Here is an 18707-nt window from a genome sequence, read left to right as displayed (position 1 = left end):
CCGCCCCCGAGCCATAGGCCGTGGCCGAGCTCGCTCAGAACTTGTTGCGCGGGGTGACGCCCAGCGACATGCCCGCCAGGCCGCGCTGACGTCCGCCGATCTTGCCCGCGATCGCCTTGAGCGCGCTGCCCGCCGGGGAGTCGGGGTCGGTCAGCACGACCGGCTTCCCCTCGTCGCCGCCCTCGCGCAGCCGTACGTCGATCGGGATGGCGCCCAGCACCGGCACCGTCGTGCCGGTGGTCCGGCTGAGCCCGTCGGCGACCATCTGGCCACCGCCGGTGCCGAAGACGTCGACCATCTCGTCGCAGTGCGGGCAGGGCAGCCCGGACATGTTCTCCACCACGCCGACGATCTTCTGATGGGTCTGGACGGCGATCGCACCGGCCCGCTCGGCGACCTCGGCTGCGGCCTGCTGCGGTGTGGTCACCACCAGGATCTCGGCGTTGGGGACCAGCTGGGCGACGGAGATCGCGATATCTCCGGTGCCCGGGGGGAGGTCGAGCAGCAGCACATCGAGGTCGCCCCAGTAGACATCGGCCAGGAACTGCTGGAGCGCGCGGTGCAGCATCGGCCCGCGCCAGACCACCGGGGCGTTCCCCGGGGTGAACATCCCGATCGAGATCACCTTCACACCGTTCGCCGACGGCGGCATGATCATGTTCTCGACCTGGGTGGGACGGCCGTCCGCGCCCAGCATGCGGGGCACCGAGTGGCCGTAGATGTCGGCGTCCACCACGCCGACCTTCAGCCCGTCCGCGGCCATCGCGGCGGCCAGGTTGACCGTCACCGAGGACTTGCCGACCCCGCCCTTGCCGGAGGCCACCGCGTAGACCCGGGTCAGCGAGCCGGGCTTGGCGAAGGGCACCTCGCGCTCGGCCTGGCCGCCGCGGAGCGAGGCGGCCAGCTCACGCCGCTGCTCGTCGCTCATCACCTCGAGGTCGACCGTGACGCCGGTCACACCCTCGACCCCGGCGACCGCCGTCCGCACACTGCTGGTGATCGTGTCCCGCATCGGACAGCCGGAGACCGTGAGGTAGACCACCACGGCGACCGAGCCATCCGCCGCGATCTCGACGGATTTGACCATGCCGAGGTCGGTGATCGGCTTGTGGATCTCCGGGTCGTTGACCGTCGCGAGCGCGGCGCGTACCGCGTCTTCGCTCGGCGCTGGGAGGGTGTCGGTAGCCATACGGAGATGGTACGGCGCCGTGGGTGGGGCGCGGACGGCCGTCAGCGGTCGCGTTCCTCACCCGGCCGGAGTTCGCCGTGGCCGACCGGCCGCGCGGCGGGCCGTCCGCCGTCCGGCTCCCGGCGCAGGTCCGCCAGCTGGTCGCGGAGCCAGTCGCGGGTGGCGACCTCGCCCAGGCCCGTCCGCAGCGCCGCGATCTCCCGGGTGAGGAATTCGGTGTCGGCGATGGACCGTTCGTTCTGCTTGCGGTCCTGTTCGAGGTTGACGCGGTCGCGGTCGGCCTGCCGGTACTGGGCCAGCAGGATCAGCGGGGCGGAGTAGGACGCCTGGAGCGAGAGCATCAGGGTCAGGAAGATGAACGGGAAGGGGTCGAACCGCAGCCGCGCCGGTGCCAGGGTGTTCCAGGTCAGCCAGACGGCGACGAAGACCGTCATCCAGGCGATGAACCGCCCGGTGCCCAGGAACCGCGCGATCCGCTCCGACGCCTTGCCGAACGCCTCGGGGTCCCAGCGCGGCAGCGGGCTGCGGCGCCGCTCCCTGGGCCGGTCCAGACGGCCGCGCTCACCGTCCATCCGCGGCCTCCGGCAGGGCCATCCCGGCGTGCAGTTCGCGCTCCCGCCAGTCGGACGGCAGCAGGTGGTCCAGGACGTCGTCGACCGTCACCGCGCCGAGCAGGGAGCCGGTCTCGTCCACGACGGGCGCCGCGAGCAGGTTGTAGGTGGCCAGATGGCCGGCGACGACGGGCAGCGGGGTGTCCGGCGGCAGCGTCGGCAGATCGGCGTCCACGGACGCGCCGACCAGGGTGAACGGCGCGTCGCGCAGCAGCCGTTGGAAGTGGATGGTGCCCAGATAGCGGCCGGTGGGCGTCTGGTCGGGCGGGCGGCACACATAGACCTGGGCGGCGAGCGCGGGGGTCAGATCCTGGTCGCGCACCCGGGCGAGCGCGTCCGCGACGGTGGCGTCCGGGCGCAGCACGATCGGCTCGGTCGTCATCAGACCGCCCGCCGACCCCTCCTCGTACGACATCAGCCGCCGCATGTCCGCCGCGTCGCGCGGGCGCATCAGGGCCAGCAGCCGCTCCTTGTCGGGCTCGGGGAGCTCGGAGAGCAGATCCGCCGCGTCATCGGGGTCCATGGCCTCCAGGACGTCCGCCGCGCGCTCCTCCTTGAGCTTGCCGAGGATCTCCACCTGGTCGTCGTCGGGCAGCTCCTCCAGGACGTCCGCGAGCCGCTCGTCGTCCAGGGCCGCCGCCACCTCGCCCCGGCGCTTGGAGGACAGATGGTGCAGCACATTGGCCAGGTCGGCGGGGCGCAGCTGCTCGAAGGTGGCCAGCAGGTTCTCCGCGCCCTGCCCCTGCTCCTCCAGCGAGAAGCCGGTGACCGCCGACCAGTCCACGGTCAGCGCCTCGCCGCGGCGGCGCAGTGCGCGGGTCCTGCCGCGGCGTACGAAGACCTTGTCGATCTCCCACTCCCGGCGCTGGGGCAGCTGGGTCATCGCCACGTCCAGGACCGTCACCGGCTCGCCGGTCTCGACCAGCCGCACCGTGCGGTCCAGGAGTTCGCCGAGGACCAGGGTCTCGGTGGGGCGCTGTTCGAAGCGGCGCATGTTGAGCACACCGGTGGTGATGACCTGTCCGGACTCCACACCGGTCACGCGGGTCATGGGGAGGAAGATCCGGCGGCGGCCGATCACCTCGACCACGAGGCCGAGCAGCCGCGGCGGGCGGCCGGCCAGCCGCAGCATCGCCACGACATCGCGCACCCGCCCCACTTGGTCGCCGTTGGGGTCGAAGACGGCGACGCCCGCGAGATGCGAGACGAAGACCCGGGGGTTGCCTGCCGGCATGCCCTGCCTCCCCTCGTATGTGGGGCTTTATGAGCATTCAAGGTAATGATCCGCTCTTCACCGGGTTCAGGCTAACGTGCCCGCACCTGCCCTGCCGCCGGGCGAGGGCGGTACGGCACCCTGCGGACACGGCGGGACGGCACCGGTACGCTGCCCTACTGCACCGGCATCAGGAGGCAGAGCGGACGTGCGCACCCGGAACAGGGCGGTCGTTGCGGCGATGTGCGCGGGGTTGGCCGCCACGCTCGCCGCGTGTGGCGGAGGCGGGGAGAAAGACCCCGACGCGGGGACGAACGGCGTGGGAAAGCTCCCCGCCACGAAGATCGAGAGCAGAGCCCGTCAGGCGGCCGTCAGCGCGAATTCGGTGCGGCTCTCCGGCACTCTCGTCACCAAGGGAGCCACCTACAAGCTGGACATGCGGCTCAACGCCGACGGCGGCACGGGCCAGGTCTCCACCAAGGGCTCCAGCTTCGAGCTGCTGCGGGTCGGCAAGGAGCTCTACCTCAAGGCCGACGCGGGCTTCTGGTCGCACGACGGCGAGAGCGGCGGAGGCGGTGGTGCGGAGCACGCGGCCGGCAAGCTGGACAACAAGTATGTGAAGGTCCCCTCCGGCGACCCCTCCTACCAGCGGCTCAGCGGTTTCACCGATATGAAGCTGCTGCTCGACGGGTTGCTCGGCCTGCACGGCAAGATCACCACGGGGGACCACGGCCAGGTGAACGGCGTACGGACGATCCGCATCAGCGCCGGCACGTCCGGGGACGGCGGCGCGCTCGATGTCTCCCTGGAGGGCCGGCCGTATCCGCTGCGGCTCCAGCGGGCGGGCGGCGCGGGGGTGATCCGGCTCGCGGACTGGAACGACAGCTTCAAGATCACCGCCCCGGAGAAGGGCCATGTGCTCGACTACGGGCAGCAGATTCCGGAGACGCCGTAGCCGCGAGGTGTCCGTAAGGGGCCGAAGGGCGCGTCCTCGGGGACGCGCCCGGACGGCTGAGGCGCGTCCTTACGGGCATCGGGCAGCTCTGAGGCGCTCCCTACGGGCGTTCGGACAGCCAGGACGCGTCCTTACGAACGTTCAGATGGTCAGGACGCGTCCTTACGGGCGCCACGGGCGCGCTTCCTGCGGCGGACGAGCAGCTTGGGGAGCGCCGCCGGGATCGGGCGGCGCGTGATCGCCGGGGACGGCGGCGGGGCCGCCGCCAGGGAGCCGGTGGGGTGCTCGGCGAGCGCCCCGGCCGTGGGCTCCAGCCGCAGCACCCGGCATTCGCGCGCCCAGCGCTCCGGGATGCGGTCGGCGTCCGCCGCGTTCAGCCGCTTGCCCTTGAGCTCGTCGACCGCCGCGGTCCACGCCTCGCCGCCCGGGGCCAGCTCGACCACCCGCGCGGGCCAGCTGACCAGCCGCCCGCCCTTGTCCTTGCTGCGCACGGTCACCGTGGCGCTTCCGCCGTCGGCCAGTCCGAGGCCCTGGAGCGGCTGCTCCCCGGGCCCGTCCCCGACGAGACAGACCGCGCCCTCGTGCCAGATGTGCCACAGGGCGCGCGCGGTGCCCTCGGTGCCCTGGACCCAGATGAGGGCGGACTTCTTGGCCGCCTCCTCGACAAGGGCACGGTCCATCGGCGTCTGCGTCATGCCGACAGCCTAGGCCAGTCACACACCGTCCCAGCCCGTGAAATGTCAGTTCCGTCGTATGGTCATGCGCCTTACCCTGGCGGCGTGCCCACCGCCCGTGCCGCCCGCACCCCAGCCCGCAACGCCACCCCCGACGTACCCGGTGGCGGTGGCCGTCTCCACGGTGGCGTCCCCGTGGACATCGCGCTCCTTACGGTCGCCATCGCGGGCGTCTCGCTCTCCGCGCCGCTGGCCGCCGCGACGGCGGCGCCCGCGCTCGCCATCGCCTTCTGGCGCAACGCCATGGCGGTGGGCGCGCTCACCCCGCTCGCGCTGTGGCGCCACCGGGGCGAGCTGCGCGGGATGGGCCGCCGGACCGCGCTGCTGTCGGCCGGGGCGGGCGCGCTGCTCGCGGTGCACTTCGGGGCCTGGCTGCCGAGCCTGCACATGACCTCCGTCGCCTCCTCGACCGCGCTGGTGACCACGACCCCCATCTGGACGGCGCTGCTGCTGCGGCTGCGCGGCCACCGCTCGCCCACGCTCGCCTGGCTGGGCATGGGGCTCGCGATCCTCGGTGTGGTGATCCTCACCGGGGTCGATCTGTCCGCGTCGCCGCGCGCCCTGCTGGGCGACGCGCTCGCGCTGCTGGGCGGGGTGGCGGCGGCCGGTTACGTCCTGCTCGGCGCGGAGGTGCGCCGCTCGGTGAGCACCACCGCGTACGCCTACGTCTGCTACACCACCACCAGCGTGCTCCTGCTGCTGACCTGCCTGGTGGCGGGCGCGCAGCTCGGCGGCTACGGCGGCACCACCTGGCTGCGGCTGGCCGTGCTGACGGTCACCGCGCAACTGCTGGGGCACACCCTCATCAACCGGGTGGTCAAGGGCCTCGGCCCCTCCGTCACCTCGACCGCGATCCTGCTGGAGACACCGGGGGCGGCCCTGATCGCGGCCCTGTGGCTGGGCCAGATGCCGCCCGTGGCCGCCTATCCGGCGCTCGCGGTGATCCTCGGCGGGCTCGCGCTGGTCATCATGGCGGACGGGAAGAACCCCTCGCCCTCGGGCGAACCCGCCCGGTGAGGGGCCCTTCGCGCGCCCGGTAAGGAGCCCGTCCGTCCGCGGGGGCGCCCATAGTGCAAGGACCCCTTACAGCCAGCCGTTGCGCTTGAAGCCGCGGTGGATCGCGAAGCAGATGCCCACGGTGACGACGAGCACGGTCGGGTAGCCGAACTTCCAGCGCAGCTCCGGCATGTAGTCGAAGTTCATGCCGTAGATCCCCGCGATCATCGTGGGCACGGCGAAGATCGCCGCCCAGGACGTGATCTTCCGCATGTCCTCGTTCTGCGCGACCGTCGCCTGCGCCAGATTGGCCTGGAGGATCGAGTTCAGCAGGTCGTCGAAGGCCAGCACCTGCTCGTTGACCCGCGCCAGATGGTCCGCGACATCCCGGAAGTACTTCTGGATGTCCGGGTCCACCAGCCGCATCGGACGCTCGCTCAGCAGCTGCATCGGCCGCAGCAGCGGTGAGACGGCCCGCTTGAACTCCAGGACCTCGCGCTTGAGCTGGTAGATCCGGCCCGCGTCGCCGCCCCGCCGGGACGTCGCGGCCGAGAAGACGTCGATCTCGACCTCGTCGATGTCGTCCTGGACCGCGTCGGCGACCGCCAGATAGCCGTCCACGACCTGGTCGGCGATGGCGTGCAGCACCGCGGAGGGGCCCTTGGCGAGCAGCTCCGGGTCCTGCTGGAGCCGGTGGCGCAGGGCGCGCAGCGAGCCCTGGCCGCCGTGCCGCACGGTCACGATGAAGTTCCGGCCGGTGAAGCACATCACCTCACCGGTCTCCACCACCTCGCTGGTCGAGGTGAGTTCGGCGTGCTCCACGTAGTGGATGGTCTTGAAGACGGTGAAGAGGGTCTCGTCGTACCGCTCCAGCTTGGGCCGCTGATGGGCCTGCACGGCGTCCTCGACGGCCAGCGGGTGCAGCCCGAACTCCTGGGCGATCCCCGCGAACTCGCGCTCGGTGGGCTCGTGCAGCCCGATCCAGGCGAACCCGCCCTCCTGGCGGACCCGCTCCATGGCCTTCGCCGGGCTCACATGGTCACTGACCCGCTTGCCGTCCCGGTAGACCGCGCAGTCGACGACGGCGCTGGTGACCGACGGGTCACGCGTGGCGTCGTAGTCGCTGGCGGTACGGGAACGGCGCAGGGCGGGGCGGACGGCTGCGCGCAGGTCACGGATCATCGACATGACGGGCTCCTTCACGGGCCGGCCGTCAGCGGCGGGCGCGCGGCGCAGCGCTGCGCCCGGAAGGTGGACGTACGACATCCGATGCCCGTACGTCCGCAAAGCGGGCGGCGCTCCGTGCGATGGCGCTGACGGCAGTTCATGGAACTTGAACAAAGCGGTACGAAGGCGCTCTACCGTCAGATGCCCTGGATGCGAGTTGGCTTCGCGTGTTTCACCGCCGGTGGGCGGGGTACGGAAGGCTTCAGATCATGCGGTCGCATACCTAGGGGAAACGACGGGAGAACTGTCGGTACTGCACGGTCGACTAGGATCCACCGCAGCCCCACCTCCTCCAGCCGGTCCCCCGTGAGGGACGACGTGTAACTCCCTGGGCAAGGGTTAAGGCTATCAGTCGGCAGAACCGTTACCGCCCCGCTTTGCCTGTTCGATACGCGATCTATGCTCACCGCATGTCAGACGTTCTTCAGCTGGTCGAGGCCCGGTTGATCACCGCGCTGGGCGAGCCGGACGCCCGCGCCGCCGTCACCTTCGTCGGTACGGACCGCATCGAAGTGCTGCGATTCCGGGACGACGGCGATGTGATCCGCTACGCCACCCTCGGCATGTCGGACCATCCGATGACCAGCCCGACCGCCACCGTCGCCGACCCCCTGCACGGGCCGCGCGCCGAGCTGGTGCTGACCGTACGGGCCGGCGGCCGCGGCCCCGACCTCTCCGTCCTTGACGAGGTGCTCCGGCCGCTCGCCGTACTGGCCGCCTCGCCCCAGGTCGAGGGGGTCGTGGTGACCCCCGGCGCGTCGCTGGACCTCGGCGGGCCGCTGTGGCCCGGGGCGCCCTACACCACCGTCCTGGTCGCCGAACCGGGCGGTCTGGTCGAGGACTTGGAGCTGCTCGAGCCCATGGAACCGGTGCGCTTCCTGCCGCTGCTGCCGATGACCGCGAACGAGGCGGCGTGGAAGCGGGTGCACGGCGCCGGCGCCCTCCAGGACCGCTGGCTGCGGCACGGTGCGGATCTGCGCGACCCGGTGCGCTCCGGGGTGCCGCTGACGGGCTGAGAGCCGTAGGTCCGCGGGGAAGACCCGCCGGGCCCGTACGAGCCGGGCGGGGGCGGGGAACTCTTGCGGGAAGTGACCTCCGGACGGGTGATCGTCCTTGACGCGACGACGACCGGGGAGGACCGTGGGGCCCTATGAGGGGCGAACCCAGTTGCCCGAAGTGCGGTGGCCGGGTGCGAGCGCCCGGTCTCTTCGCCGACTCCTGGCAGTGCGGAGTGCATGGCACGGTGCACCCCCTCCAGCCGGTCGTTCCGCCGAGCGTCGAAGCACTCGTGGTGGTCACCAACCGCGCCCGGGTGCCCGTATGGATGCCGTGGCCGCTGCCCGTGGGCTGGCTGTTCACGGGGGTGGCCTGCGCCGGGGACGACCGCAGCGGCGGCCGCGCCACCGCGGTTGCCTGCTCCGGCCCGGGGCCGCTGGGCGGTGTGGGGGAGCTGCTGCTGATCGCCGAGGAGCTGGGCGTCGGGCTCGGCGCGCGCTTCGCGGGCATCCCGGGGCCCGACCCGGGGCCGGGGATGCGGGTGGACAAGCCGCCGCATGTCAAGGTGCTGGCTGCCGGGCGGCCCACCCCGCTGTGGCATGTCGAGGGCACCCCGGACGACCGCGCGGTCTTCGCGGGCGAGGCGTGCGGGCTGTGGCTGTGGGCGGTCGTCTGGCCCGAGCAGACCGGGCTGCTGATGTACGACGAGATGGTGCTCACCGATCTGCGGGACGCGGGCGCCGAGGTCGACCTGGTGCCTTGCGGGGCGCTCTCACCGAGGCTGCTCACGCCCTGAGCCCTTGCGCTGCCGACGTTTCGCCGTTGGAGCTCAGCCGCCGGTGTTCTGGCGCTGGAAGTTCCGCCGCTGCCGGTGGCTGATGCGAGGGCCCGGGGGCGCTGACACCGGCCTGTCCGGGCGTGGTTATGCTGGGGCATCCCCTAGGTCCATCCCGAACGCAGCTTGGAGTCCGTGCCGTGCGCATCGATCTGCACACCCACTCCACTGCGTCGGACGGTACGGACACCCCCGCCGAGCTGGTGCGCAACGCCGCCGCCGAGGGTCTGGACGTCGTCGCCCTCACCGACCACGACACCGTGGGCGGCTATGAGGAGGCGACCCGGGCGCTGCCCGCCGGGCTGACGCTGGTCACCGGCGCCGAGCTGTCGTGCCGTCTGAACGGGATCAGCCTGCACATGCTGGCGTACCTCTTCGACCCGGTCGAGCCGGAGCTGTCGCGCGAGCGCGAGCTGGTGCGCGACGACCGGGTGCCCCGGGCCCAGGCGATGGTCGCCAAGCTGCGTGAGCTGGATGTGCCGATCACCTGGGATCGGGTGGCGGAGATCGCCGGGGACGGCGCCGTGGGGCGGCCGCATATCGCCACCGCGCTGGTCGAGCTGGGTGTCGTGGAGAGCGTTTCGGACGCCTTCACCCCGGACTGGCTGGCCGACGGCGGCCGCGCGCATGTGGAGAAGCACGAGCTGGACCCCTTCGAGGCGATCCGGCTGGTCAAGGGCGCCGGCGGGGTCGCGGTCTTCGCCCATCCGCTGGCCGTCAAGCGGGGCCAGTGCGTCCCGGAGAGCGCGATCGGCGAGCTGGCGGCGGCGGGCCTGGACGGCGTCGAGGTCGACCACATGGACCACGACGAGGACACCCGTAAGCGGCTGCGCGGTCTCGCCGCCGAGCTCGGTCTGCTCACCACCGGCTCCAGCGACTACCACGGCAGCCGTAAGGCGTGTCGGCTCGGTGAGTACACGACCGATCCCGAGGTCTACGGAGAGATCGTGCGCCGGGCGACCGGGGCCTTCCCGGTGCCGGGCACGGGCGGCTGAGCGGACCCCCGTCCCTCCTCGCTCTTCCCGTCCCGGCGCCTTCCCACGCCTGCCCCGCGTTCCCGTGCCGCATCGGCACGGCACCCCCGCTCGTCCTCGTACTCCTCCCTCGCAAGGCAATTCACCGTGTTCGACGTCGCCGTATTCGGATCCCTCTTTCTCACCCTTTTCGTGATCATGGACCCGCCGGGCATCACGCCCATCTTCCTCGGGCTGACCTCGGGCCGTCCGGTCAAGGTGCAGCGCAGGATGGCGGGCCAGGCGGCGGCCGTCGCCTTCGGCGTCATAGCCGTCTTCGGCATCGGCGGTCAGCAGATCCTCGACTATCTCCATGTCTCGGTCCCCGCGCTGATGATCGCGGGCGGGCTGCTGCTCCTGTTGATCGCGCTCGATCTGCTGACCGGTAAGAACGACGAGCCGACCCAGACCAAGGACGTCAATGTCGCGCTCGTGCCGCTCGGCATGCCGCTGCTGGCGGGGCCGGGCGCGATCGTCTCGGTGATCCTCGCCGTCCAGCACGCCCATGGGGTCGGTGATCAGGTGGCGGTGTGGTGCGCGATCGCGGCCATGCACGGCGTGCTCTGGCTCACCATGCGCTACTCCCTGCTGATCATTCGCGTGATCAAGGAAGGCGGAGTGGTGCTGGTCACCCGGCTGTCCGGGATGATGCTCTCCGCCATCGCGGTGCAGCAGATCATCAACGGTGTCATCCAGGTGGCCCACACGGCCTGACATGCCACGAGCGCCCCCGTACCGTCGCGTACGGGGGCGCTCGACGCTCTGTGCGGCTGTAGGGCCTTACGGCACTACCGGGCTACGGTGTCGGCTGGGCGGATGTAGATGCGCTGGCCGATAGCGGCGGCCTGCTGCACGATCCGGTTGACGGAGGCGGCGTCTACGACGGTGCTCTCGATGGCGGTGCCATCGACATCGTCAAGGCGCATGATCTCGAAGCGCAAGGCTTCTCCCTTCGTCTGATCCTCCTGAAGGAGAACTTGATGTGTACGGAGCCGCGCAGCGTCGCTGCCGCGCCCTCCTGTACCTGTTCAACGAGGGCGTCCCCCGAAAACATTCCCTACGCTAATAAAAATTTTTCGCAGCCTAAATACCTTCCGGCGGCGAGGGTGGGGTCCGGTTGTGCCCCTCATGAGGCCGCCCGGAGAATGAACCGCGTATGAGTGAAGCCACGCCTCCGGGCCAACCAGACCTCGCCTCGATCGCTGCGGGCATCGAGCGCACCAACGAGCTGCTTCAGCGGGTGCTCGCCGAGGTCGCGACCACACCCTCGACCCACGCGATCTTCGTTGACGCGGGGTATGTCTACGCGGCCGCCGGCCGCCTCGTCGCGGGCACGGAGGACCGCCGCGCGTTCGAGCTGGACGCCGAGGGGCTCATCGAGGCGTTCATCGACAAGGCGCGCACGATCTTCCCGGACAGCAGGCTGCTGCGCGTCTACTGGTTCGACGGCGCCCGGCGCCGGATCCACACCGCGGAGCAGCAGAGCATCGCGGAGCTGCCCGACGTCAAGGTCCGGCTCGGCAACCTCAACGCCAACAACCAGCAGAAGGGCGTCGACTCGCTCATCCGCTCCGACCTGGAGTCCCTCGCCCGCCACCGCGCCATCGGCGACGCCGTGCTGATCGGCGGCGACGAGGACCTGGTCTCCGCCGTCGAGGCGGCCCAGGGTTACGGGGCCCGCGTCCACCTGTGGGGCATCGAGGCCCTCGACGGGCGCAACCAGGCCGAGCCGCTGCTGTGGGAGGTCGACAGCCAGCGCACCTTCGACCTCGACTTCTGCAAGCCGTATGTCACCCGGCGGGCCACCGGCTACGAGCCGAACGGCGACGCGCCGCTGTGCGGGCCCGCCCCGACCCGGGACGAGGTGCGCTTCGTCGGGGCGCAGATCGCCGCCCAGTGGCTGTCCTCACGCGGTCGGGAGACCCTCGCGGACCTGCTGCCGGGCCACCCCTATCTGCCCGGCTCCGTGGACCAGGAGCTGCTGATCGACGCGGAGGGGCTGCTGCGGCTCTCGCTGCGCGCCCACGCCGATCTGCGGCGCGCCCTGCGGGACGGGTTCTGGGAGCATCTCCAGGCGCAGTACTGAGCGCCTTCCGATCCGCCTCCGGCTCGGCGACGTCGGCGACGTCGGCGACGTTCTCGGGCTCAGCCCACGTCGCGCCAGAAGGAGACCAGGGCGTCGGCGGTGGGGCGGGCCCGCTCGGTGTTGGGGGAGTGCCCGGCGCCCTCGATCACGGTCCGGCGGGCGGCCAGCCGTTCGGCCATCTCGTCGATCAGCGGCACCGGCCAGGCGTAGTCCGCCTCACCGGACAGCACATGGGTGCGCAGCCGCAGCGCCGCCAGCTCATCGACCCGGTCCGGCTCCTCCGACAGCTGCCGCCCCGTGACGATCAGCTGCTCCGGTACGGTCCCCAGCCAGCGCTGATGCAGGAACTCCGCCACCCCGGGCGGTGTCGCCTCGTCGGCCGCCTCGGGCGGATCCAGCTCGCGCATCGCCTGCCATACGGACTCCATGTCCATCACGGTGAGCGCGTCGATCAGCAGCTTGATCCGGGCGCGCTGCGGGGAGGAGATGGCCGCCGGGCCGGAACTCATGATCGTCAGTGAGGCGAACGCCCCCGGGTCGCGCAGTACGGCGGCCCGTGAGATCAGCCCGCCGAGCGAATGCCCGAGCAGATGGACGGGGTCCTCGGTCGCCGCGCTCAGGGCGGTGGCCTGTGCGAGCAGGTCCAGGGCCAGCTCGTTCCGGGCGTACGCGGCCTCCTTACGGGGGCCAGGACTCTCGTGCTGCCCGCGCCCGTCGACGGCGACGGCCCGGAAGCCGGCCGCGGCGAGCGGCTCCAGCAGCGCGATGAAGTCCTCCTTGCTCCCGGTGAACCCCGGGACCAGCAGGACGGTCCCGCGCGCCGCCGAAGCGGGCCGCGCGTCATGGACGGCGAACTCCCCGCGCGCGGTGCGGAGACGGTACGCGCGGGCGCTCGCGGGCAGTGTGAGGAAGGGCGGCCTGCTCATGGGGATGAGGCTATACAGCTCGTGGGAAACGGCACGTGAACGCCCAGGGGCCCACACCACGGTGTCGCGGTGCGGGCCCCTGGGCGTGTGCTGTCACGCGGTGCCGTGTCAGCCCTCGGCCGCGGCCTCGACGGCCTCGGCCGCCTTGGCGCGGGTCCGGCGCCGGGGCTTGGCGGGCGCGGCGTCGTCGGCCCCGGTCCCGGCCTCAGCCTCGGGTTCGGCCTTGGCCGCCTTGGCGCGAGTGCGGCGCGGCTTGGCGGGGGCCTCGGCGGCCTCCGCCTCAGGCTGTGCGTCGGCGGTGTCGGCCTTGGCGGTGGCGCGGGTGCGGCGCCGGGGCTTGGTGGCTTCACCGGCATCGGCGGCCTCGGTGGTGCCTTCGGCCGTCTCGATGGCCTCAGTGGCCCCGGCTGCCTTGGCGCGGGTGCGGCGGCGGGGCTTGGCGGGGGCCTCCACGGCCTCCGGCAGCGCCTCGGCGGTCCCGGCGGCCTTCACCACGTCCGCCGTGCCCTCGGCCGCTTCCACGGCGGTCTGGGCCGCCTCGGCCGCCTTGGCGCGGGTCCGGCGCCGCGGCTTGGCGGGAGCCTCCGCGGCTTCCGTCGTGCCCTCGGCCGTCTCCACGGCGGTCTGGGCCGCCTCGGCGGCCTTGGCGCGGGTCCGGCGCCGCGGCTTGGCGGCTTCGTCGGCGTCAGCGGCCTCGGTGGTGCCTTCGGCCGTCTCGACGGTCTCGGTGGCCTCGGCTGCCTTGGTGCGGGTGCGGCGGCGCGGCTTCGTGGGGGCCTCAACGGCCTCCACGGTTTCCACGGCTTCCGGAGCCTCCGCCGTCGCCACGGCCGTCTCCGCCGCCTCGATGGTGCTCGCGGACTCCTCCGTGGCGCCCTCGGCGGTCTCGACCGCCGCTGTCGCCGCCTCGGCGGCCTTGGTGGCGCCCCGGGTGCGGCGGCGGCGCGGCTTGGCGGGGGCGTCTGCCGCCTCCGCCTCCGGCTGGGCCGCCTCCGCCGTGTCGACGGCGGCCGTGGCCGCCTCGGGGGCGGCCGGCGCCAGACCGCCGCGCGTACGGCGGCGTCGGCGGGGCCTACGGGGCTCGGCGGCGCCCTCGGCGGTGTCGGCGGCGGACTCGGCCGCCGCCGCCCCCTCCGGGGCACCCTCGCCGTCCAGGGTCAGACCGCCACGGGTGCGGCGCCGCACCCGGCGGTTGCGCGCGGGGCGCTCCTCCTTGGCGGGGGCGGCGGCCCGGCGGCCGCGGCCGGCCCGGCCCCCGGTCTCGCCCAGGTCCTCGATCTCCTCGGCGGCGAGTCCGGCCCGGGTGCGCTCGGCACGCGGCAGCACACCGGTGGTGCCCTCGGGGATGCTCAGCAGCTCGTAGAGGTGCTCGGAGGTGGAGTACGTCTCCTCCGGCTCGTTGAACGTCAGGTCCAGCGCCTTGTTGATCAGCTGCCAGCGCGGGATGTCGTCCCAGTCGACGAGCGTGATGGCGGTGCCCGAGGCGCCCGCGCGGCCTGTACGGCCGATGCGGTGCAGATAGGTCTTCTCGTCCTCGGGCGACTGGTAGTTGATCACATGCGTGACGCCCTCGACGTCGATGCCGCGCGCGGCGACGTCGGTGCACACCAGCACGTCGACCTTGCCGTTGCGGAAGGCGCGCAGCGCCTGCTCGCGGGCCCCCTGGCCGAGGTCGCCATGGACCGCGCCGGAGGCGAACCCACGGCGCGCGAGCTGATCGGCGATATCGGCGGCGGTCCGCTTCGTACGGCAGAAGATCATCACGAGGCCGCGGCCCTCGGCTTGCAGCACGCGCGCCACGACCTCCGGCTTGTCCAGGGAGTGGGCGCGGAAGACATGCTGCGTGATGTTGGCCACGGTGGCGCCCTCGTCGTCCGGCGCGGTGGCCCGGATGTGCGTGGGCTGCGACATATAGCGCCGGGCCAGCGAGATGACCTGGCCCGGCATGGTGGCCGAGAAGAGCATCGTCTGGCGTTTGGCGGGCAGCAGCTGGATGATCTTCTCGACGTCGGGCAGGAAGCCCAGGTCGAGCATCTCATCGGCCTCGTCGAGGACGAGCGCCTTGACGGCGGAGAGCCGCAGCTTCTTCTGGCCCGCCAGGTCCAGCAGCCGGCCCGGGGTGCCGACGACCACGTCGACACCCTTCTTCAGGGCCTCGACCTGCGGTTCGTAGGCGCGGCCGCCGTAGATCGACACGACGCGGACGGCGCGGACCTTACCGGCGGTCAGAAGGTCGTTGGTCACCTGCTGGCACAGCTCGCGGGTGGGGACGACCACGAGCGCCTGCGGGGCGTCGGACAGCTGCTCGGGCTTGGCCCGGCCGGCCTCGACGTCCGCGGGGACGATGACGCGCTCCAGCAGGGGCAGGCCGAAACCCAGCGTCTTACCGGTGCCGGTCTTGGCCTGGCCGATGACGTCGGTGCCGGAGAGGGCGACCGGGAGCGTCATCTCCTGGATGGGAAACGGGGACGTGATGCCGACGGCTTCCAGGGCCTCGGCCGTCTCGGGGAGGATCCCGAGTTCTCGGAAGGTGGTCAGGATGTTTGCCTCTTCTGTGAGCGCGGCGGGAGGCGGCGAAGGGGGTCGCACGGCGCCCGGGTGCACCAGCCTGGGGACGACTGGTTCGGCGCGGGACCACGGCCTTCGCTCGAGCGATCACGCCGCGAGCGGGTCCCTCCTGCCGTGCGCATTCGCAGATGCGCGCCGCGCGGAGGGCGGTCGGGTTTGGAGCCGATCGGGCCACCGACCGGGCATCCGCATTCGTGGAACAACCCGCCGATACTCGACGGGCGCATTTATCACTGTACCCCGGAAGTACGCATCTGTGACCGGGCTGTCCGATGCGGGGCATCCGGGGGCATGGCTGACCAGGCCCTTCCCCGGGGCGCGGAGCGGGCTATTGTGCGCTCCATGGAGACGCCTGACACGCCTGAGACGCCCGCTGAGACGCCCGCCGCGACCACCGGGGACCGCGCCGGGGACCACGCAGCTTCGGGGAAGGGCGGCGGGGAGAAGGCCCCGGAGCCCACCGGGATCGCCGCCCAGGACTGGGACACGGCGGCCGCCGATCCGCAGTACCGGGCCGCCGTGGTGGATCTGCTCGGTGCCCTCGCCTATGGCGAGCTGGCCGCCTTCGAGCGGCTGGCGGAGGACGCCAAGCTGGCGCCCACGCTCGAGGACAAGGCGGAGCTGGCGAAGATGGCGTCCGCCGAGTTCCAGCACTTCGAGCGGCTCCGGGGCAGGCTCTCGGCGATCGGCGAGCAGTCGACGGCGGCCATGGAGCCGTTCGCGGCGGCGCTGGACGGGTTCCACCGCCAGACCGCGCCGTCCGACTGGCTCGAGGGCCTGGTCAAGGCGTACGTGGGCGACTCGATCGCCAGCGACTTCTACCGCGAGGTCGCGGCCCGGCTGGATTCCGACACCCGCGATCTGGTGCTCCAGGTGCTCGACGACACCGGACACGCCTCGTTCGCGATCGAGAAGGTGCGTGCCGCGATCGAGGCCGATCCGCGGGTCGGCGGGCGGCTGGCGCTGTGGGCGCGGCGGCTGATGGGCGAGGCGCTGTCGCAGGCCCAGCGGGTGGTCGCGGACCGCGACGCGCTCTCCACGATGCTGGTCGGCGGGGTGGCCGACGGGTTCGACCTGGCGGAGGTGGGCCGGATGTTCTCCCGGATCACCGAGGCCCACACCAAGCGGATGGCCGCCCTGGGGCTCGCCGCCTGAGCGCTCAGCTGGAAGTGCCCCGACCTGCCGTCGATCGTCTGCGGCGCCGTCGTGGCTGGTCGCGCGCCTCGGCGGAGCCGCATATCGATACAGCCCCGCGCCCCTTCGGGGCGCCACCGAACCGCAGCCGACTTCCGCCGATCCGCCTAGGCCCGCACGGCCAGTCCTGGACGGCCACGGCCGGTACCGGACGGCGAGGGAACGGAACGGGGGGCTCCGGCGGCCGGCGGTGCTCCGGAGCCCGGCTGGACAGGTCTTACGCCGGGACCGAACGCCCGCGGCGCGTCCTGGCAGGACGGATGAGCAGCGACAGCAGCGCAGCCGAGAAGCCCAGCGCCACGAACAGCACCGCCGCCGTATGCCCCGAGCCCAGCACCGTATGGGTCAGCAGAGCGCCCAGCAGCGCGGCCGCGGGGCCGGTGGACAGGACGAGCGGCCGCGCGGGCAGCCTTCGGGGGAGCCGGTGGAGCGCCCCGTACGCGATGACGAGACCGATCAGTACCGAGGCGAGCGCTTCCCAGAACAGCATTGGCGCGTCCTTCCCGTGAGCGGACCGGGACCGATACGTGATCACGTGCCGGTCGAGCCCGTCCTACCCGTGCCCAACCGGAGGCAACCCTTTCGGCGGGGGCGGTCTGTGGCGCCCGGCGAGCGGGGGGCGCGTGAGCGCGCGCAAACGGCGGCGGGGTTCGGTGGAGTGCTCCACCGAACCCCGCCGCCGTCGGTAAACCCTCAGGCCGCAAACCCTCAGGCCGCGCCGAAACCGACCTTGCGGGCGGTCGGCTCGCCGATCTCGATGTAGGCGAGCCGGTCGGCCGGGACCAGGACCTTGCGGCCGTGGTCGTCCTCCAGTGTCAGCACCTGAGCCTTGCCGCCGAGCGCCTCGGCCACCAGGCGCTCGACCTCCTCGGCAGACTGCCCGCTCTCCAAGGTGATCTCGCGGGGCGCGTGCTGCACGCCGATCTTGACCTCCACGGCCTTGTCCCTCCGACGGTCAATTGGGGTAGCGCGGCCATCCGCGCTGTACCCAGCACACATTAGTCGCGCCCGGACATCCCCCGGGGCCGCGGGCGCACGCCCGCAGCGAACACGGCAGCTCGCCGCTCCGCGCCGCCGGGACGTGTGCTCAGTGGCCGCCCTCGGACCCGTGCAGCGGGAAGCCCGCGATACCGCGCCAGGCCAGCGAGGTGAGCAACTGCACGGCGGTGTCCCGCGGGACGCCGCTCTCGCTGGAGAGCCAGTAGCGCGCGACCACCTGGGAGACCCCGCCGAGGCCCACGGCCAGCAGCATCGATTCATCGGTGGACAGCCCGGTGTCCTCGGCGATGACCTCGCTGATCGCCTCGGCGCACTGGAGCGAGACGCGGTCCACGCGCTCGCGCACCGCGGGCTCGTTGGTCAGATCGGATTCGAAGACGAGCCGGAAGGCGCCGCCCTCCTCCTCGACATAGGCGAAGTACGCCTCCATGGTCGCCGCGACGCGCTGCTTGTTCTCGGTGGTCGACGCGAGCGCGGTGCGCACCGCCTGGAGCAGAGCCTCGCAGTGCTGGTCGAGAAGGGCCAGATACAGCTCCAGCTTGCCCGGGAAGTGCTGGTAGAGCACCGGCTTGCTGACCCCGGCGCGCTCGGCGATGTCATCCATCGCGGCCGCGTGGTAGCCCTGTGCGACGAAGACCTCCTGTGCGGCTCCCAGGAGCTGATTACGTCGGGCTCGGCGCGGCAGGCGCGTACCCCGTGGGCGCGCCTCGGTCTGCTCGATGGCTGTCACGCCGCCTCCCAATGAATGAATCCCTGTGCACGATGTCCATCGCGTCCGCCATCGTACTTTTGGGTAACAGTGCGGCGCGCTGTTCGTGCGGAGAATTTCACGGACCGGACACTATGAAAAGGCCACAAATGACGCTGGTCACCGGTAGTCCTCCTCGTTCTCCTCGACGACCCGGGCCTGTTCCGCCCGGTCGGCCTCGTTGGCTTCCATGAGCTCGTCCGCCCTGGGCCGTTCGTCGCGGCGGGGGACCACTTCGAGATGCTGCTCGACGGCGTCCGCCTCGGGCGCCTCGACGTCGTACACGGTCGTCTCGTCGGTGTTCTCGACGGAGTCCTCGAAGGTGTCGGGGTCGGATGGGTCGATGGACATGTACTCCCCTTCCCTGTTCCCTGTGGCGCTTCGCACCGGCGGCTCGCCAGTGGTGGCTTCCCACTG

The 18707-nt window shown here is 72.1% G+C and carries 19 protein-coding genes and 1 pseudogene; 8 read left to right on the top strand and 12 right to left on the bottom strand.

The window, feature by feature from the left end; translation table 11 throughout:
- Positions 1-34 precede the first annotated feature (34 nt).
- The 3 genes from AB0E24_RS02375 to AB0E24_RS02365 are packed head-to-tail and all read right to left on the bottom strand — an operon-like array spanning position 35 to position 3034.
- On the bottom strand, positions 35-1189 hold the full coding sequence (locus AB0E24_RS02375; RefSeq protein WP_069864314.1) for an Mrp/NBP35 family ATP-binding protein: 1155 nt from the start codon (positions 1187-1189) through the stop codon (positions 35-37).
- 41 nt (positions 1190-1230) lie between these two features.
- Entirely contained in the window at positions 1231-1761 is a 531-nt protein-coding gene (locus AB0E24_RS02370; RefSeq protein WP_069864312.1) for a DUF1003 domain-containing protein, read from the bottom strand.
- Positions 1751-3034, bottom strand: coding sequence for a magnesium transporter MgtE N-terminal domain-containing protein (locus AB0E24_RS02365; protein WP_069864310.1), 1284 nt, complete (start codon positions 3032-3034; stop codon positions 1751-1753). Before AB0E24_RS02365 ends, AB0E24_RS02370 begins: the two co-directional genes overlap by 11 nt.
- A gap of 187 nt (positions 3035-3221) precedes the next feature.
- Here AB0E24_RS02365 and AB0E24_RS02360 point away from each other — a divergent pair, with 187 nt between their 5' ends.
- Positions 3222-3968 carry a hypothetical protein gene (locus tag AB0E24_RS02360; RefSeq protein ID WP_069864308.1) on the top strand — a complete coding sequence of 249 codons (747 nt, stop codon included), beginning with the start codon at positions 3222-3224 and terminating at the stop codon, positions 3966-3968.
- 149 nt (positions 3969-4117) lie between these two features.
- Here the strand turns inward: AB0E24_RS02360 and AB0E24_RS02355 are convergent, their stop codons facing one another.
- A complete protein-coding gene (locus AB0E24_RS02355; protein WP_069864306.1) occupies positions 4118-4663 on the bottom strand; it encodes a hypothetical protein in 546 nt (181 codons plus the stop codon).
- Positions 4664-4747: 84 nt separating this feature from the next.
- Here AB0E24_RS02355 and AB0E24_RS02350 point away from each other — a divergent pair, with 84 nt between their 5' ends.
- Complete coding sequence (locus tag AB0E24_RS02350) at positions 4748-5719, top strand: DMT family transporter (RefSeq protein WP_359374467.1); 972 nt, start codon at positions 4748-4750, stop codon at positions 5717-5719.
- A gap of 66 nt (positions 5720-5785) precedes the next feature.
- On the opposite strand, the gene AB0E24_RS02345 is transcribed toward AB0E24_RS02350, so the two are convergent.
- Complete coding sequence (locus AB0E24_RS02345; RefSeq protein WP_069865479.1) at positions 5786-6886, bottom strand: magnesium and cobalt transport protein CorA; 1101 nt, start codon at positions 6884-6886, stop codon at positions 5786-5788.
- A gap of 449 nt (positions 6887-7335) precedes the next feature.
- Here AB0E24_RS02345 and AB0E24_RS02340 point away from each other — a divergent pair, with 449 nt between their 5' ends.
- The 4 genes from AB0E24_RS02340 to AB0E24_RS02325 all read left to right on the top strand — a co-directional run bounded on the left by AB0E24_RS02340 (position 7336) and on the right by AB0E24_RS02325 (position 10483).
- On the top strand, positions 7336-7941 hold the full coding sequence (locus AB0E24_RS02340) for a suppressor of fused domain protein (protein ID WP_359374465.1): 606 nt from the start codon (positions 7336-7338) through the stop codon (positions 7939-7941).
- A 134-nt stretch (positions 7942-8075) separates the two neighbouring features.
- Positions 8076-8717, top strand: coding sequence for a DUF6758 family protein (locus AB0E24_RS02335; protein ID WP_069864300.1), 642 nt, complete (start codon positions 8076-8078; stop codon positions 8715-8717).
- 179 nt (positions 8718-8896) lie between these two features.
- The gene (locus AB0E24_RS02330) at positions 8897-9751 is read left to right on the top strand and encodes a PHP domain-containing protein (RefSeq protein WP_206333265.1); all 855 of its coding nucleotides are present in this window, start codon (positions 8897-8899) and stop codon (positions 9749-9751) included.
- A 126-nt stretch (positions 9752-9877) separates the two neighbouring features.
- On the top strand, positions 9878-10483 hold the full coding sequence (locus AB0E24_RS02325) for a MarC family protein (protein WP_069864296.1): 606 nt from the start codon (positions 9878-9880) through the stop codon (positions 10481-10483).
- A gap of 74 nt (positions 10484-10557) precedes the next feature.
- Here AB0E24_RS02325 and AB0E24_RS02320 read toward each other — a convergent pair whose 3' ends face one another.
- Positions 10558-10710 carry a DUF8834 family protein gene (locus tag AB0E24_RS02320; protein ID WP_087684286.1) on the bottom strand — a complete coding sequence of 51 codons (153 nt, stop codon included), beginning with the start codon at positions 10708-10710 and terminating at the stop codon, positions 10558-10560.
- A 215-nt stretch (positions 10711-10925) separates the two neighbouring features.
- On the opposite strand from AB0E24_RS02320, the gene AB0E24_RS02315 reads away from it, so the two are divergent.
- The gene (locus AB0E24_RS02315) at positions 10926-11855 is read left to right on the top strand and encodes an NYN domain-containing protein (protein ID WP_069864294.1); all 930 of its coding nucleotides are present in this window, start codon (positions 10926-10928) and stop codon (positions 11853-11855) included.
- 59 nt (positions 11856-11914) lie between these two features.
- Here AB0E24_RS02315 and AB0E24_RS02310 read toward each other — a convergent pair whose 3' ends face one another.
- Positions 11915-12781 carry an alpha/beta fold hydrolase gene (locus AB0E24_RS02310; RefSeq protein WP_359374462.1) on the bottom strand — a complete coding sequence of 289 codons (867 nt, stop codon included), beginning with the start codon at positions 12779-12781 and terminating at the stop codon, positions 11915-11917.
- Positions 12782-12889: 108 nt separating this feature from the next.
- Positions 12890-15419 (bottom strand): annotated as a pseudogene (locus tag AB0E24_RS02305) (DEAD/DEAH box helicase).
- A 263-nt stretch (positions 15420-15682) separates the two neighbouring features.
- Between AB0E24_RS02305 and AB0E24_RS02300 the strand changes: the two are divergent.
- The gene (locus AB0E24_RS02300; protein ID WP_370685133.1) at positions 15683-16504 is read left to right on the top strand and encodes a ferritin-like fold-containing protein; all 822 of its coding nucleotides are present in this window, start codon (positions 15683-15685) and stop codon (positions 16502-16504) included.
- A gap of 256 nt (positions 16505-16760) precedes the next feature.
- On the opposite strand, the gene AB0E24_RS02295 is transcribed toward AB0E24_RS02300, so the two are convergent.
- From AB0E24_RS02295 to AB0E24_RS02280, 4 genes are all read right to left on the bottom strand, one after another.
- Positions 16761-17033, bottom strand: coding sequence for a hypothetical protein (locus AB0E24_RS02295; RefSeq protein ID WP_173963220.1), 273 nt, complete (start codon positions 17031-17033; stop codon positions 16761-16763).
- 218 nt (positions 17034-17251) lie between these two features.
- Positions 17252-17479, bottom strand: coding sequence for a DUF3107 domain-containing protein (locus AB0E24_RS02290; RefSeq protein ID WP_069864288.1), 228 nt, complete (start codon positions 17477-17479; stop codon positions 17252-17254).
- A 151-nt stretch (positions 17480-17630) separates the two neighbouring features.
- Positions 17631-18272 (bottom strand): TetR/AcrR family transcriptional regulator, encoded by a 642-nt coding sequence (locus tag AB0E24_RS02285; RefSeq protein ID WP_069864286.1) that lies wholly within the window; start codon positions 18270-18272, stop codon positions 17631-17633.
- Between the two features lie 138 nt (positions 18273-18410).
- Entirely contained in the window at positions 18411-18641 is a 231-nt protein-coding gene (locus AB0E24_RS02280; RefSeq protein WP_069864284.1) for an Rv3202a family protein, read from the bottom strand.
- Between the last annotated feature and the right edge of the window lie 66 nt (positions 18642-18707).

The sequence above is a fragment of the Streptomyces malaysiensis subsp. malaysiensis genome (assembly GCF_040653035.1).
In the GTDB taxonomy this organism is placed as follows: domain Bacteria; phylum Actinomycetota; class Actinomycetes; order Streptomycetales; family Streptomycetaceae; genus Streptomyces; species Streptomyces malaysiensis.
Note: the sequence above shows the minus strand (reverse complement) of the source record. Positions and strands in the feature narration are given on the sequence as shown.